Annotated in this window: 11 protein-coding genes, 2 tRNA genes and 1 pseudogene; 8 read left to right on the forward strand and 6 right to left on the reverse strand. The window is 62.4% G+C overall.

What is annotated here, in order from left to right; genetic code table 11:
• Positions 1-164: 164 nt before the first annotated feature.
• From SAS01S_RS00925 to SAS01S_RS00950, 6 genes are all read left to right on the forward strand, one after another.
• Positions 165-437 (forward strand): HU family DNA-binding protein, encoded by a 273-nt coding sequence (locus SAS01S_RS00925; RefSeq protein ID WP_066585106.1) that lies wholly within the window; start codon positions 165-167, stop codon positions 435-437.
• 119 nt (positions 438-556) lie between these two features.
• A tRNA-Val gene (locus SAS01S_RS00930) sits at positions 557-631 on the forward strand.
• A 436-nt stretch (positions 632-1,067) separates the two neighbouring features.
• Positions 1,068-2,201: a DUF3089 domain-containing protein gene (locus SAS01S_RS00935; protein WP_066803420.1), complete on the forward strand. Its 1,134-nt coding sequence runs from the start codon at positions 1,068-1,070 to the stop codon at positions 2,199-2,201.
• Positions 2,202-2,455: 254 nt separating this feature from the next.
• On the forward strand, positions 2,456-3,349 hold the full coding sequence (locus SAS01S_RS00940; RefSeq protein WP_066803423.1) for an SDR family NAD(P)-dependent oxidoreductase: 894 nt from the start codon (positions 2,456-2,458) through the stop codon (positions 3,347-3,349).
• A gap of 128 nt (positions 3,350-3,477) precedes the next feature.
• The gene (locus SAS01S_RS00945) at positions 3,478-4,230 is read left to right on the forward strand and encodes a TetR/AcrR family transcriptional regulator (RefSeq protein ID WP_245656703.1); all 753 of its coding nucleotides are present in this window, start codon (positions 3,478-3,480) and stop codon (positions 4,228-4,230) included.
• A 346-nt stretch (positions 4,231-4,576) separates the two neighbouring features.
• Positions 4,577-7,420, forward strand: coding sequence for a TonB-dependent receptor domain-containing protein (locus SAS01S_RS00950; protein WP_169804880.1), 2,844 nt, complete (start codon positions 4,577-4,579; stop codon positions 7,418-7,420).
• Between the two features lie 189 nt (positions 7,421-7,609).
• Here the strand turns inward: SAS01S_RS00950 and SAS01S_RS22050 are convergent.
• The 6 genes and pseudogenes from SAS01S_RS22050 to SAS01S_RS00975 form a co-directional block, all read right to left on the reverse strand.
• Positions 7,610-7,801 (reverse strand): annotated as a pseudogene (locus SAS01S_RS22050) (arsenical resistance protein ArsH); the annotation flags it as partial.
• Entirely contained in the window at positions 7,798-8,460 is a 663-nt protein-coding gene (locus SAS01S_RS00955) for an aquaporin (protein ID WP_066803426.1), read from the reverse strand. The pseudogene SAS01S_RS22050 and the gene SAS01S_RS00955, both read right to left, overlap by 4 nt.
• Positions 8,457-8,888 (reverse strand): arsenate reductase (glutaredoxin), encoded by a 432-nt coding sequence (gene arsC, locus SAS01S_RS00960; protein WP_066803428.1) that lies wholly within the window; start codon positions 8,886-8,888, stop codon positions 8,457-8,459. Before arsC ends, SAS01S_RS00955 begins: the two co-directional genes overlap by 4 nt.
• Positions 8,885-9,262: an ArsR/SmtB family transcription factor gene (locus SAS01S_RS00965; protein ID WP_369405695.1), complete on the reverse strand. Its 378-nt coding sequence runs from the start codon at positions 9,260-9,262 to the stop codon at positions 8,885-8,887. The genes arsC and SAS01S_RS00965 overlap by 4 nt, the downstream gene beginning before the upstream one ends.
• Positions 9,263-9,392: 130 nt before the next feature.
• Positions 9,393-12,080: a TonB-dependent receptor gene (locus SAS01S_RS00970; RefSeq protein WP_066803434.1), complete on the reverse strand. Its 2,688-nt coding sequence runs from the start codon at positions 12,078-12,080 to the stop codon at positions 9,393-9,395.
• Between the two features lie 191 nt (positions 12,081-12,271).
• Positions 12,272-12,952, reverse strand: coding sequence for a prolyl hydroxylase family protein (locus tag SAS01S_RS00975; protein WP_084238370.1), 681 nt, complete (start codon positions 12,950-12,952; stop codon positions 12,272-12,274).
• 81 nt (positions 12,953-13,033) lie between these two features.
• On the opposite strand from SAS01S_RS00975, the gene SAS01S_RS00980 reads away from it, so the two are divergent.
• Together SAS01S_RS00980 and SAS01S_RS00985 are read left to right on the forward strand one after the other, a co-directional pair.
• Positions 13,034-13,110 (forward strand) — tRNA-His (locus tag SAS01S_RS00980).
• Positions 13,111-13,213: 103 nt separating this feature from the next.
• Entirely contained in the window at positions 13,214-14,266 is a 1,053-nt protein-coding gene (locus tag SAS01S_RS00985) for a Leu/Phe/Val dehydrogenase (protein WP_066803437.1), read from the forward strand.
• The last annotated feature ends 3 nt before the right edge of the window (positions 14,267-14,269 follow it).

Consider the following 14,269-nt stretch of genomic DNA (forward strand, 5'->3'; position numbering starts at 1 on the left):
CGACGAAACGATCCGCCGCAAATTCGATCGTTACGGTCGGGGTTGCGGCGGATTTGTTTTGACTCGTTCGCCCGGAGCAGCGTTACTGCGCGCCCGGCCTCGGGCCGCGAGTCTTATTCCAGTAGCAAATGCGTAACGCACTCTAAACGGGGGTTTCGAGGACGATGAACAAGCAGGAGCTGATCAGCGCCGTTGCCGACACGGCAGGCCTCAGCAAAGGCGATGCCAGCAAGGCCGTGGAGGCCGTGTTCGACGTGATCGGCGGCGCGCTCAAGAAAGGCGACGAGGTTCGCCTGGTCGGTTTCGGCACTTTCTCGGTCTCGAAGCGCAAGGCATCGACCGGCCGCAATCCCCGCACCGGCGAGCCGATGACGATCAAGGCATCGACCCAGCCCAAGTTTAAGGCCGGCAAGGGCCTGAAGGATTCAGTCAACTGATCCCGGCCGGCCCTTTCGGGGGCTGGACAAGATCGAACGTATCGTCTTAAGGCGATGACAACGGGGCGGCGTTAAACGTCGCCCCCTTCCTTTTGCGATGCCGGGATCGGCTCGCGATCGGGCGCGTAGCTCAGCGGTAGAGCACACCCTTCACACGGGTGGGGTCACAGGTTCAATCCCTGTCGCGCCCACCATGTTTTCAAGCACCTGGCTGAAGACGTGGATCTAGCCCATGAAAAGAGCGGCTCCCGATAGCCTCGTACTCCCAGCGCAACACCAGGTAGCGAATGCGCGTCCGCGGACCCTAGTGCCTCTCGTCGGCACGCGCCCTCAACCGCGAGACCAACGCCCGGCTTCCCTTTTATCGAAACGATGGAAATCTTGAGCGACGGGGGAGCCCGGAAACCTGACCGCGCGCGCCGGGGTCCTGGGCATGATATTATCTAACTGCATAGTGAATGTTGACACTCGAATTTAGAGGGTGCCAAAATGACTCCATCGGCGGGCGGTCGAAGGGAGAGTAGGATGAGGCGTGCCAAGAAGACACGGTACCCGGGGTCAGGCTTGATCGGGTCTGGACGGTTCCGAATTGCCTGGACGGTGGCGGCGTGCGCAGCCACCGGGTTGCAAATGGCTTCCGCCGTGGCGGCGCCTGGGGCGGCATCAAATATCCCCGATTACGCCAGCCCGGCGGCATGGCTGTGCCGTCCTGGCCAGTCCGGCGACGCATGCGCCCGCTCCAACCAAGACGCCGTCATTCTGCGCGCGGACGGTTCGACCTTGGTGGAGCGCTTTCGCGCCAATGGAAAAGCGCCGATCGACTGCTTCTACGTCTATCCTACGATATCGCGTGATACCGGCGGCAACGCCTCGATCAAGGTCGAGCAGGAAGAAATCGCCGTCATCAACCAGCAATTCGCTCGCTTCGGCGCGGTCTGCCGGCGCTTCGCACCCTTATACCGGCAGGTGACGCTTTCGGCGCTTCATGCCACTCTTCGGGGCACGCCCATCCCCAGCGACCGGCAGATGGCCTATAACGACATCAAGCACGCCTGGGACTATTATCTTGCACACGACAATCACGGCCGCGGCGTCGTGCTCATCGGCCACTCGCAGGGGTCGGGCATCCTCGCTCAGCTGGTCAAGAACGAGATCGACGGGAAGCCGATTCAGCGCCAGATCGTATCGGTGATCCTCGCCGGCTATCGGTTACAGGTTCCGGTCGGCAAGGACGTCGGCGGCGATTTCAAGGCGATTCCGCTTTGCCGCGCGGTTGGGCAGACCGGTTGCGCGATCAATTTTGCGTCGTTCCGGGCCGACAGCCCGCCGCCGGCCGACGGCAAGCTATTCGGTGCTTCGGCGGGACCGGGACTAGAGGCGGCGTGCGTCAACCCGGCAGCGCTGGGCGGCGGCAAGGCATCGCTACACGCCTATCTCGGTGCTGGAGCCGAGATGGTGACCGCGAGCGGTGAGCAGCAGGGTCCGTGGACCAATCCGCCCAAGCCGATCAACGAGCCTTTCGTCGAGGTGCCGGGTCTGCTCAGCGCCGAGTGCCGCAGCGAGGGAAATCACAATTTCCTGGCGATCATCATCAATCCCGCGCCATCGGGCAAGCGCACCAACGTGATCGTCGGCGATGTCATTATCGACGGACGCAAGCTGCCGGACTGGGGATTGCACCGCATCGATATGAACCTGACGATGGGCAACTTGATCGATGTCGTCAGGGTTCAGACCAAGAGCTATCTTGCCACGAAACGCTAACCGGCTCGTCCGAGAACGATTCTCAAGGCCTCCCCACCGGGCGGGCGCTCCGTCGTCCGCCCATTTTCCGTCGCCCCGCACCCGTTCGATCAATTCCGGCGGCGCACGGATCAATCCACGGAGAAATTCGCGGGCACCAAAGTCTGCGAAGCAGGTAGTGCGGTGGCGCCGGCTCTGAAAGACTAAGGTGAAAAGCGCTTTGCGTTCCGCTCGCAAATTTACTAGCTAACGAGATAGTGAATAAGGAGCAGAGCATGCAATTGCGAGATCGTGTCGCCGTCGTCACCGGTGCGGGAGGCGGTCTGGGCAAGGCTCATGCGCTACTGTTGGCCAGGCTCGGCGCCAAGGTGGTCGTAAACGATATGAATGCGGCGAATGCGGATCAGGTTGCCGCCGAGATTGTCGCCAGCGGCGGCGACGCGATGGGTTTCGGTGCTTCGGTGACGGACGAACAGTCCGTCGCTGAGATGGTGGCAGCGGTCCTTACGCGTTGGGGCAGGCTCGACATCCTGGTCAACAATGCGGGTATTCTGCGCGACAAGTCTTTCGCCAAGATGGATCTCGCCGATTTTCGTCTGGTTGTCGACGTCCACCTCATGGGAGCGGCGATCTGCACCAAGGCGGTTTGGGACATCATGCGCGATCAGCAGTACGGGCGTATCGTGATGACAACATCGTCCTCAGGCCTGTACGGCAATTTCGGCCAGGCAAATTATGGCGCAGCCAAGATGGCGCTGGTAGGTCTGATGCAGACGCTCGCCCTCGAGGGTGAGAAATACGGCATTCGCGTCAACTGCCTCGCGCCGACGGCCGCCACGCAAATGACCGAAAGCGTGCTCTCGCCGGGAGCGCTTACACAATTGTCCCCCGATCTGGTCAGCCCCGGCCTGTTCGCATTGGTGCGGGAGGAGGCGCCCACGCGCGCCATTCTGTGTGCCGGTGCCGGCCATTTCGCTCGGGCCAACGTCACCCTCACTCAGGGCGCATATATCGGCAACGGCTCCGAGGCAGCCGATCGAGTTGTCGCCGTCTGGGACGATATCAGCGATCGCGCCGGAGAGGTCGTACCGGGTTACGGTTTTGCCCAGGCCGAGCGCGAGCTTGCCAGTGCCGGTCATGATCTACCGACTATGGCCGTGCAACATTGATGCTCGGTCATCACGCGGAACGCATGAATGCTTTTTATGGGCTGGTTGCATCACCATCGCCGCGCTCGGAACTTGACGCGTCCCCAGCTAAACTGAAAGGACCCTGTTTGGGCTAAAGGAAACAAGGGGTGACCCAGGTAAAATCATCGTCCCCGGACGGCGGGAGCGGTCGGCCTGTTTCGAATGTCGGTCGGGCGAAGCGCAAACCGAGCACCAAGGCCGAGCAGCGCGCCGAGACGATCGAGCAAATTCTCGATACCGCGGAATATCTCTTTTCGCGTCACGGCCTTTACGGCGTAACCTTGAAGGACGTCGCCAAGCAGGTCGGCGTCCATCACACGCTGCTCCATTATTATTTCGCCGACAAACGTGCCCTGTTCGACGCGGTCTTCGCCCGCCGCGCCGAGGTCACCAGCGAGCGGCGCATGAAGGTACTGGACGACTACGAGGACAAGACCGCCGGGCGGCCGACGGTCGAGGGTGCGCTGCACGCTTTTCTCGATACCGACCTCGACTTGTACATCGAAGGCGGGGAGGGGTGGAAGAACTACGCTGCTTTGGGTGCTCAGGTCGCCAATACGCCCGAATGGGGCGCGGAGTTGATGGACCAGCATTTCGATCCGGTCGTGCTGCGTCTGATCGACCTGTTAAAGCGCGCGTTGCCCGATTGCGAAGAGGACGACATCTTCTGGGGCTATCACTTCGTGACCGGCGCGTTGATGTTGACGCTGGCCCGGACCGGACGGATCGACAAGCTGTCACATGGCTTGTGCCGGTCGGACGACTTCGTGGCGGTGAAGAAGCGCATGGCGACGTTCATGGCCGGCGGATTTCGCGCGGTTTGCTCCGAACGCAAAGCCGCGCGAGACAATATCGGGTAACATTTCCCAAATTGCGTGGCGGACAAGTGGCTTGCGTCCGCCGCGAGAGAGCGAGACGCGCTTCACTCAAGTCGGCCTGAAAAACCATCGGCCGTTCGGAACCATCATGCCTCATGGCAGCAGCCTTGGTGGGCCGACTCGACATTGCTCCACGTACGCCTACGAAATCGCGAATCCTTGGCGCCGCTTGCGATTATTTTTGGCCGGAATGAGGCCGAGAATGCCGCTCTACTGGCAATCCAATGATATTCACTCACGAGTTAAATAGTTATTGCGTTTCGTCCGATCGGGCATCATGATCCCGTCATCGCGCCGTAGAGCGCGGCTGTTTGGAGGAGGGTGTTCGATGCTAAGGGCAGTTCTGTTGTGCAGTGTCGCGTTCGTCATTCTGCCGTCAGTGGCGCAGGCTCAATCGGCGCCGGCAGCACCTTCGTCCCCTCAGAATTCAGGCGGTGTCGACCGGCCGGCGGCGGGGCAGGATTCGGCTGCTACGCCAGCGGCGCCCGAGAACGATATTATCGTGACAGGGTCGCGCATTACCGCGAACGGATTTCAACAGCCGACTCCGGTAACGGTCGTCGGCCAAGCCGAAATCAATCGGCAAGCTCCCACCACGATTGCGAGCTATCTCAATCAACTGCCATCGTTCGGTAATGCCACGTCGGCGAAGAATCCGGCGATCAATGTTGCGGGTGGCGGAGCGGAATTCGTCAACCTGCGCAATCTCGGGGCGACGCGAACGCTCGTCCTGCTAGACAATCGGCGCGTAGTGGAATCGACCACCGCCGGCGGCGTCGATACCGTCACTTTGCCGTTCGGCCTCATCAAACGGGTCGAGGTCGTCACCGGAGGCGCATCGGCCGCTTGGGGTTCGGACGCGGTCGCCGGTGTCGTGAATTTCGTTCTCGATCGCGATTACCAGGGCCTGGGCCTGAACGTCGAAAGCGGCGTTTCAGATCGCGGGGACGCCGGTTACGTCAAGGCGAACGTGACGGCGGGCCAAAGCTTCGCGGGCGGCAAGGGCCATATCGTCGCCGAGTTCGACTATCTCAACCAGCCAAACGGAGTCGATTTGGTCGACCGCGACTTCTTCAAGAGCAGGGCGGTGGTCAACAATCCGGCCTACACTCCGACCAACGGCCAGCCGCGTCAGATAACCGTCAGCAACGCGGCCACATCGAATGTGTCACCCGGCGGCGTGTTCGTCGGATCCGGGCCCGGGCAAGCCAATTCCGGGGTGCTCCGCGGCATCCAGTTCCTGCCGGATGGTACGCTGGCACCCTATAATTTCGGCAACCAGTCCGGCCTCGTCCAATATGGTGGCGATGTTGACAGAACGGTGGGACTCGCTCGCTCGATCTCGACGCCTCTGAACTACGCCAACTTCTTCGGGCACCTGGACTATGACGTGCTGCCCGGGGTTAAAGCCTATGTCGAAGGGTTCTACGGCAGGACCAATTATAACGAAAACGGCTACCTGAACTATATGCGCCAGGGCAACATCCAGATCCGTGCAGACAATGCCTATCTTCCTACGACGATCCGTGATCAGTTGCTCGCCGCGGGGCAGCAATATGCGCTGCTTGGCAAGGATACGGTCGATTTTGGTCCGCCGACGTCGCGCAACAATCGCGATGTCTGGCGAGCAACTGTCGGCGCGGATGGAGAAGTAGGCGCGACGTGGAAGTGGCACGCTTATTACACCCACGGCCAATCACTGACCAACCTCTATGCCGACAACGACACGATCATCGGCAATTTCAACAACGCCGTGGACGCGGTCCGCGATCCGGCAACGAACAACATCGTCTGCCGCTCGACGTTGACTAACCCCAATAACGGTTGCGTGCCGCTCAATCTCTTCGGGGTCGGCGTGGCGTCGCCGGCGGCAATCGCCTACACGCATGGCACCGCCTACCAGCGTTCGATCGTGAAGCTCGACGTCGTATCGGTGGACGCTTCCGGGACGCTTTTTAAGCTTCCCGCGGGTGACGTGTCGGTTGCCTTTGGCGGCGACTACATCCGCAACGAAGCATCGTCGACCCAGGATGCCCTGGCGCTGGCTCGCGCTTATGCCGTGCAGAATTTCCAACCCTTCTACGGCAAGCGCCACGTCAAGGAAGCGTTCGTAGAAACGGTGATACCGATCCTGAAAGACGTCCCGCTGGCCCAGAAACTGGAAATTAACGCCGCCGGACGCATCACCGACTATAGCACCAGCGGCAGCGTCAAGACCTGGAAGGTCGGCATCTCGGACCAGGTCTTCAGGGATTTGCGGATCCGCGGTACATTGTCCCACGACATCCGCGCGCCGACCCTCACCGATCTGTTCTCAGGTGGTGTCCTCACCCAACAGCCGGTCTTCGACTCCGCGACGAACAAGACCTATCCGCAATATACCAACGCCAAGGGCAATCCCGCCCTTCGGCCCGAAGAGGCAGATACGGCTACAGCCGGGATCATTTTCAGCCCGAGCTTTATTCCCGGGCTGCAACTCTCGGTCGATTATTATCGCATCAACCTGAAGGGCGCGATTTCCTCGGTCAGTGCTGCTCAGGAGCTGGTATTCTGCAACAGCGGCCAGGCCCAATATTGCCAGTATGTCCACCGCGATGCGACCCAGGCGATCCTTTCGATCGACACGGTGCCGGTGAACGTCGCGAGCCTCAAGACGCAGGGCTGGGACTTCGAGGTCGATTATCGGCACCGGGTCGGTCCCGGCCTGTTCAGCTTCCGCGGACTGGCGTCGTACGTACCGGTATTCACGCAGGTCGACGCGGTTGGCAACGTGACCAACCTGGCGGGCCAGATCGGGGACCTCAACCCGGGCGAACCGAAATGGAAGGCCAATGCCTACGCCACCTATGAGCAGGGCCCGTTCTCGCTCACGCTGAACGCACGCTATGTCGGACCGGGGAAACTCCAGACCAATTGGGTCAGCAGCGTCGATGTCGACAACAATTCGGTCAAGAGCTTCCTGACGTTCGGCCTGACCGGCGTCGTCAAACTTGATGGAAAGGGTGCCTACACCCTGACCTTCGGCATCGACAATTTGTTCGACCGCGACCCGGTCGACTTGCCGGTAATTCCCGCCACCGTGCAATATTCGGCGCCGGGCTTGGGCGGACGGTTCGACCTGTATGATCCGCTCGGGCGTAGTTTCCGCATAGGCGTGCGGACGAAGTTCTAAGGCCGAGCGAGGTACAAGGGGGCGGGAGGGGGCATACCGTGCCGGTGGTGCCGCCTCCCGTAATACGCCGCGACGACCGGAAAGCGTGGCGATGAAGAATTTTCTGCTCTTCTCGACCGCCTCGGTATTCTCCGTTGGATGGGCCTCCACCTAGGAAACGACGGGTGCGCTTAGGAGGTGAACATGCCTGAACTCGAGAAGCCGCGCCGCCTCTTCCACCGCAAGGCGCGAGTATGAGCGTTCTCGCAACGAGCCGTAGAACAAGAGAATATGCGGCGGCGGCTGATCGTCGCCAAGTCCGAGCCCAGGTCGTGGTATCGCGAATGCCGGATCGAGCGCGGGCAGGTGACGGGGATCGGACAGAATGCGGACGCGACTCATGCGTGCGCCCGCCCCGCGAAGAGCGCACTGCCCAGCAGGAAGGCCGCGATCGCGCCGACCAGTTGCGCTGCGACGAACCCCGGAACACAGGCCGGGGCAATTCCGGCGAAGCTGTCGCTCAGCGACCGGGCGATAGTGATCGCCGGATTGGCGAAGCTGGTCGAGGAAGTGAACCAGTAAGCGGCGCTGATATAGAGCGCGACGCTTGCGGGAACGGAAGCAGGCCGCATCCGCACGGTTCCCAGGATCGTCAGGATGAGCCCGAAGGTGGCGATCGCTTCGCCCGTCAGTTGGCCCGGTCCGGCACGGACCTTCGTCGACAGTTCGAGGATCGGCAAGTCGAACATCAGGTGCGCGACCCACACGCCCAGGATACCGCCCCCAAGCTGAGCCGCGACAAAGGCCGTTGCCACACGGCTGCTGATCTCGCCGCGCAGTCGCATGACCAAGGTTACGGCCGGATTGAAGTGCGCTCCCGAAACCGGCCCGAACATCGTGATCAGCACGAAGAGGATGGCACCGGTCGCGATCGTGTTGCCGAGTAATGCGATCGCGACGTTCCCGCCCGCTAGCCGTTCGCCCATGACGCCCGAGCCAATGACCGTCGCGAACAGGAGAAAGCTGCCGAGTGCCTCGGCGAGAATAGCCCGCCGCGTCACGACGAGTGAGTGCGGTGGCCGGCGGTGTTGACGACCAGTTCGCCGTCTTCCTTGGCGAAGGGGCCGCGCTGCGGCGTCGGCAGGATGTCGAGAACGGCTTCGGAGGGCCGGCACAGGCGCACGCCAAGCGGAGAAACCACGAGCGGGCGATTGATCAGGATCGGATGGTCGATCATCGCGTCGATCAGCGTGTCGTCCGACAGGCTATCGTCGCCAAGACCGAGTTCGACATAAGGCGTGCCCTTCTCGCGCAACAGCTGGCGAGGCGTCAGTCCGGCGCGCTCGATCAGTTGCGACAGCAGCGCGCGCGAGGGCGGCGTCTTGAGATACTCGATGACGTGCGGCTCGATGCCGGCGTTGCGGATCATCGCCAGCGTGTTGCGCGAGGTGCCGCAGTCGGGATTGTGGTAGATGATGATGTCGGTCACGATTTCATCTCGTTGGCAACGGCTTCGATTGTCGCACCCGTCGCGCCGCAGCGACCGCGCAGGAGCGTATCGGCCAGCGACGCACAGATTTCGGGCGATCCGCCGCAGCAATCTTCCATCAGATATTCCAGCAACGCCGTCATGGCCTCGTATCTTGCCGAATAGATGACCGAGCGTCCGTCGCGCACGCTGTCGATCAGGCCTGCATGGCTAAGGATGGTCAAGTTGGCCGACAGGGTGTTGGGCGGCACGTCCAGCCGGCGTGCGATCTGGCCGGCCGGAATACCCTCATGCCCCGTCTGCACCAGCATGCGGAACACGGACAAACGCCCCTCATGCGCGAGGGCGGAGAGGGCGGTCACGGCAGTCTTCATTTCCATATTTCTGAGATATCGGAAATGATGAGAGAGGGGAAGGCAGAATATGGCCAACGGCGAGAGCCGCGCAAAAAAAGGCGGCCTCCATTCGGAAGCCGCCTTTCCCCTTTTTATCCTGATCTTGCGATCAGAACTTCGCGCTGAGCTCGAAGCCCCAGGTCCGCGGCGAGTTCAGATTGCCGTAGTCGCCCAGGATGCCGCCATAATTGGTCGAAACCAGCGTGGACCCGTTATAGTTAAGGACCGGCGTCGAGTTCGCTGCCGAGCGGCGATAGACATAGGTGTGATCGAGCAGGTTGCGCGCCCACACGGAGAGCGTGACCTTGTTGCTCGCGTTGATGGCGATGTCGGTCAGCGCGAGTCGGCCGTTGACGACGAAGCTCGGGTCGGTCTTCGTCGGCTCGAGCTGGAAGCTGTACTGGCTGCTCGCATAATTGGCATCGAGATGGAGGCTGACCGCCGTATCCCCCTTGCCGATCGGTACCGAATAATCGATCGAGCCCGAGGCGGCATTCTTCGGCGTGTAGACGATGTACAACTGCTGCGGCAGACCGCCGGTGATCGAGTTCACCGCGCTCGGCGCCTTCCAATACGTGTAGGCATAGGACGCCGCGAGCGTCAGCCCGGCGACCGGCCGCACCGTCAGATCGGCTTCGATGCCGCGGATCTTGCTCTTACCCGCATTCTGGGTCTGCTCGATATGCGAGCCATTGGTCGGGCTGCTGCCATTGGTATCGAACAGATCGAAGTCGAACTGCGTATTCTTGCGGTCCATGATGTACCCGGCCAGGTTCAGGCGAACGCGGTGGTCGAGGAACTCCATCTTGGCGCCGATTTCATACGACTTGACCGATTCCGGGCCGAAGGCGTTGAAGCTCTGCGACCGATCGTTGGCGCCGCCAGCGCGGAAGCCGGTCGAGTATTTAGCGTAGAAATGGACATCCTTCGTCGCGTCGAACGCCACGTTGAACATCGGATCGAAGCGGCTGATGCTATTCGAGAAAGTGAAGGGTGACGCGACCGTCGTAACGCTCGGGTTCGCCAGGTTGGACTTGTTGTTCACGACGTAGAGCTGTCCATGACGCTTGTCCTTGGTCCAGCGACCGCCGGCCGTGAAGTGCAGGAAGTCCGCGCCTTGCGGTGTGTAGGTCAGATTGCCGAACACCGAATAATTGTGGTCGTACGCTTCGCTCGCGCGGGTGATGAACTGGCAGCTGTTGGTGAATTGCGGGACGGTCGCCGCCAGCGTGTTGATGCACGACGAGTCATAAGGCTGATAGCCCGAATTGGCCGACGTGATGGTTCCGGGAGTGATTGGGCTGCGGATCGTATAGGCCGTGCCATCGGCGTTCCACTGATTGCTCAGCGGGGTCGCTGCATATTCGGTCGCGTGTTCGGTGTAATAATAGGCGCCGACCACATAATCGAACCCGTTCGAGCTACCGACGGCCTGCAATTCCTGGCTGAACTGATGCTGGCGGAAGAACGACAGGCTGTAGCGGCTGAACGTTCCGGTCGTGTTGAGTGCCGTGGGATTGGCCGTGTTCAGGACAAACGGCGAGAACGAGCTGCGCTCCGGCCCGCCGGAGTTATCCCACTGATCGGTCTCGACCCCGCGCCATGCGGTGATCGAGCGCAGTTCGAGCCAGGGCGCTGCCACGTACTTCAGGTTGGCCGAAACGCCGTGCGTGATGTCGACGCTCGGCTGCTGCGGCACGCCGACATCGGCAACGGTCTGGCGCTCCGGATGCACGCCGACGAGCGGCGCCTTAGGTGCGATGCAGAGCGGCTTCGGCGGCACCGCCGCCGCCTGAGCCGCGGTGATGGTGCCGCCGCAAGCGATCGGCGTGGCCGCGCCCGTGCCCGGAATGAAAAGCGACGTCCCGAGGACACCGGTCTGCGGGTTGGTATAGGTGCCGACGGTGTAGTTGTACGGATTGTAGTTCAGCAGCTGGCTGAAGTTCGGCGTGTTCTCATCCTTGGCATAATCATAAGCGATGTCGGCGGTGAAACCCTGGAACGGGGTCCAGCGAGCCGCGGCGCGACCGCCCTTGCGATCGTAATAGTTCCAGCCGGTGGAACCGGCGAGCGGATCCTTCACGGTCGGATCCTGGTGTTGGTAGACGCCATCGAGCTTGATCGCGATGTTGTAGAAGGCCGGCAAATCAACATGGATTTCCCCGGTGCGGCTGCCATAATTGCCCACGCCACCTTCGATACGGCCGCCAAGCTCACCGGTCGGGGCCTTGCTCACCAGCGAGAGCGCGCCGCCCTCGGTGTTACGGCCGAACAGCGTGCCCTGCGGGCCCTTGAGTACTTCGATCCGCTCGATGTCGAACAAAGCGGCGTTGAGGCCCTGCGTCTTCCCGAGCGCGACACCGTCGATATAGACGCCGACGCCGCCGTCACGCGCGGTCTGGTTCTGGTCATAGGGTACGATGCCGCGGATACCGATGGTCAGCGCCGACTGGCGCGCTTCGAACGTGGCGACGCGCAGCGACGGAACCGAGCCGTCGGCCAGGTTGAACAGGCTGAGGACATGGCGCTCGGTCAGCGCCTGGCTGTCGAGCACGCTGATCGAGATCGGCGTCTTCTGGAGGTTGGTCGTACGCTTGGTCGCGGTGACGACGATGTCGGCCAGGCCGTCCGGATTGGCGGTCTGGTCGGTCGGCGCGGCGGCGGGTGCAGCAGCGGCGTCCTGCGGCGCGGCCGCAGGGGCCGGCGTCTTCGGGTCTTCGGCGGCAAAAGCCGGCGTGGCGGTAACCGCGATCAGCGCGCTGGCCAGCAGCGTGCTCCGCAAGGTCGAGATCCCCATTTAAATAGCTCCACTGGGTAAGGCGGCGGCTCTGTGCCGTCCGTCCGTTCATGACGATCGTTCAGCGAGTCGGTGATTCCCGCCCGCCACGTCGTCGCAGAGGCCCCTATGGGTGGATTGCGTCGGCGCAGTTGCACTTGCGTGACTCAGTCATGGCGATTTGATGAAAGTCTTGTGACGGTCCTAAAATGTCACGACGCCCAGCCCCAGGGGCGTTCGCGAAACCACTTGGTAATGACGTACTTGCTGCCCGCCCGAACTTTCATCCCCTGATGGATGGTGCTCGGATTGGGGCTGCCGTCCGGGCGCAGATTATTCCAGCACAGCAATTTGCCGGTTTCCGGCTGGACGATCTTGTCGATCGTCTTGAACCGCGTCGCGCCGCCGGCATCGGGCTCGTTGAGATAGAGCATTGCGGTCCAGGTACGGTTGCCGGCGACCAACGTGTAGGTGTGGAAGTCGACGCCATCGGGCTCGAAATAATCGGTGTGCGCCTTGAACTCCTGACCCACCGCGTAACGCTGGCCCTGGATCGGCTCGCCATGCTTGGGGTCGAGGCCGATGAAATCGATGATCAGCCGTTCGAGCTCGGCGACGATCGGAATCGTCGGGTCGAGGTCGCAGGTTTCGCTCGTGCGAAAAGCCGCGTCGCCATTATAATCGGAGACTGTCGAGGGTCGCCGCTGCGTGTCGATCAGCGCGATCAGCGCCCGGCACAGATCGGGCGTGACGAAGCCGCGCCGGTGGAACAGCGTGAGCTTGGGGCTGGGGGTGCGCTGCACGCCGGGTTGCGCCATGATATGGGCGATGACGGGCTCGGAGGGGTGGCCCGAGCCGAGATTGGCTGGCACCGAAGCATCTGCGGACGACATGGTCGCGAGCCTAACCAAATCATCCGGCGTCGTCAGCCTTGACCTGCACCGGTCGGTGCCGCTAGGGGCGCGCGTTCTACGGCGATCGTAGTTCAATTGGTTAGAGCGTCGGCTTGTGATGCCGGATGTTGCGGGTTCAAGTCCCGTCGGTCGCCCCATTTTTCCAGCCATTTCGCGCCCGTGGCGCATTCGGGCTGGTCATCGCCGCTCTAGAAGAATATTACGCGGCTTCGTAATTTTCTTTGCCACGCCGGAGCCAGCATGACTTCCGTTTGGGACCTTCCCGATTTCGACGACCATGAGGGCGTCCATCTGTTTCGCGACCCCGAAGCCGGACTGACCGCGATCATCGCCGTGCATTCGACCCATCTCGGCCCGGCGGCGGGCGGCGTACGCTTCTGGCATTATGCCGACGCCAATCGCGCGATCACCGACTCGCTCAGGCTGTCGCGCGGGATGAGCTATAAGAATGCCATGGCGGGCCTGCCGCTGGGCGGCGGTAAGGGCGTCGTGCTGGCGTCGACGCCGGGCGAGGCGATCAGCCCCGCGCAACTCGAGGCGTTTGGCGCCGCGGTCGAGTCGCTCGGCGGCCGCTACGTGACGGCCGAGGATGTCGGCATGTCCGAAGCGAGCATGAAAATCATCGCGACGCGCACCAAACACGTGTCGGGCCTGCCGGTCGCGGCGGGCGGGGCGGGCGGCGATCCCGGTCCGTTCACCGCGAGCGGTGTCTATCAAGGTGTCGGGGCGGCGGCGAAGCGTGGGCTGGGCGTCGATTCGATGGCGGGCGTGCACGTCGCGATCCAGGGCGTCGGCAGCGTCGGCGGCGGACTGGCGAAGCTGCTGGCGGCGGACGGGGCCAAGCTGACGCTGGCCGACGTCAACGGCGACAAGGCAAAGGCGCTGGCCGCCGAATTGGGCGCGGCGACCGTGCCTACTGAGGAAATCCTGTCGATCGAGGCCGATGTCGTCAGCCCCAATGCGCTGGGCGCGATCCTGACCGCCGAGACGATCGCCGCGCTCAACACCAAGGTGATCGCCGGCGGCGCCAACAACCAGCTCGCGACGCGCGAGGACGGCTCGCGGCTTCACGCGCGCGGCGTGCTCTATGCGCCCGATTACGTGATCAACGCCGGCGGCATCATCAATGTCGGCCTCGAATATCTCGGCCAAGGCGACCGCGCCGAGGTCGAGGCGCGCATCGCGCGGATTCCCGAGCGACTGATCGAGGTGTGGGACGAAAGCGACCGCACGGGCGAACCGGCTTCGGACGTGGCCGACACTATCGCCCGGAGGCTGATCGGGCGGGGGTAAGTG

Origin of the sequence: Sphingomonas asaccharolytica NBRC 15499, assembly GCF_001598355.1 — a bacterium.
GTDB lineage: Bacteria > Pseudomonadota > Alphaproteobacteria > Sphingomonadales > Sphingomonadaceae > Sphingomonas > Sphingomonas asaccharolytica.

Coding starts and splice junctions, on each gene's coding strand:
- SAS01S_RS00985 (WP_066803437.1), top strand. CDS start 13,214: ATGACTTCCGTTTGGGACCTTCCCGATTTCGACGACCATGAGGGCGTC.
- SAS01S_RS00965 (WP_369405695.1), bottom strand. CDS start 9,262: ATGAAGACTGCCGTGACCGCCCTCTCCGCCCTCGCGCATGAGGGGCGT.
- SAS01S_RS00950 (WP_169804880.1), top strand. CDS start 4,577: ATGCTAAGGGCAGTTCTGTTGTGCAGTGTCGCGTTCGTCATTCTGCCG.
- SAS01S_RS00975 (WP_084238370.1), bottom strand. CDS start 12,952: ATGTCGTCCGCAGATGCTTCGGTGCCAGCCAATCTCGGCTCGGGCCAC.
- SAS01S_RS00925 (WP_066585106.1), top strand. CDS start 165: ATGAACAAGCAGGAGCTGATCAGCGCCGTTGCCGACACGGCAGGCCTC.
- SAS01S_RS00970 (WP_066803434.1), bottom strand. CDS start 12,080: ATGGGGATCTCGACCTTGCGGAGCACGCTGCTGGCCAGCGCGCTGATC.
- SAS01S_RS00935 (WP_066803420.1), top strand. CDS start 1,068: ATGGCTTCCGCCGTGGCGGCGCCTGGGGCGGCATCAAATATCCCCGAT.
- SAS01S_RS00940 (WP_066803423.1), top strand. CDS start 2,456: ATGCAATTGCGAGATCGTGTCGCCGTCGTCACCGGTGCGGGAGGCGGT.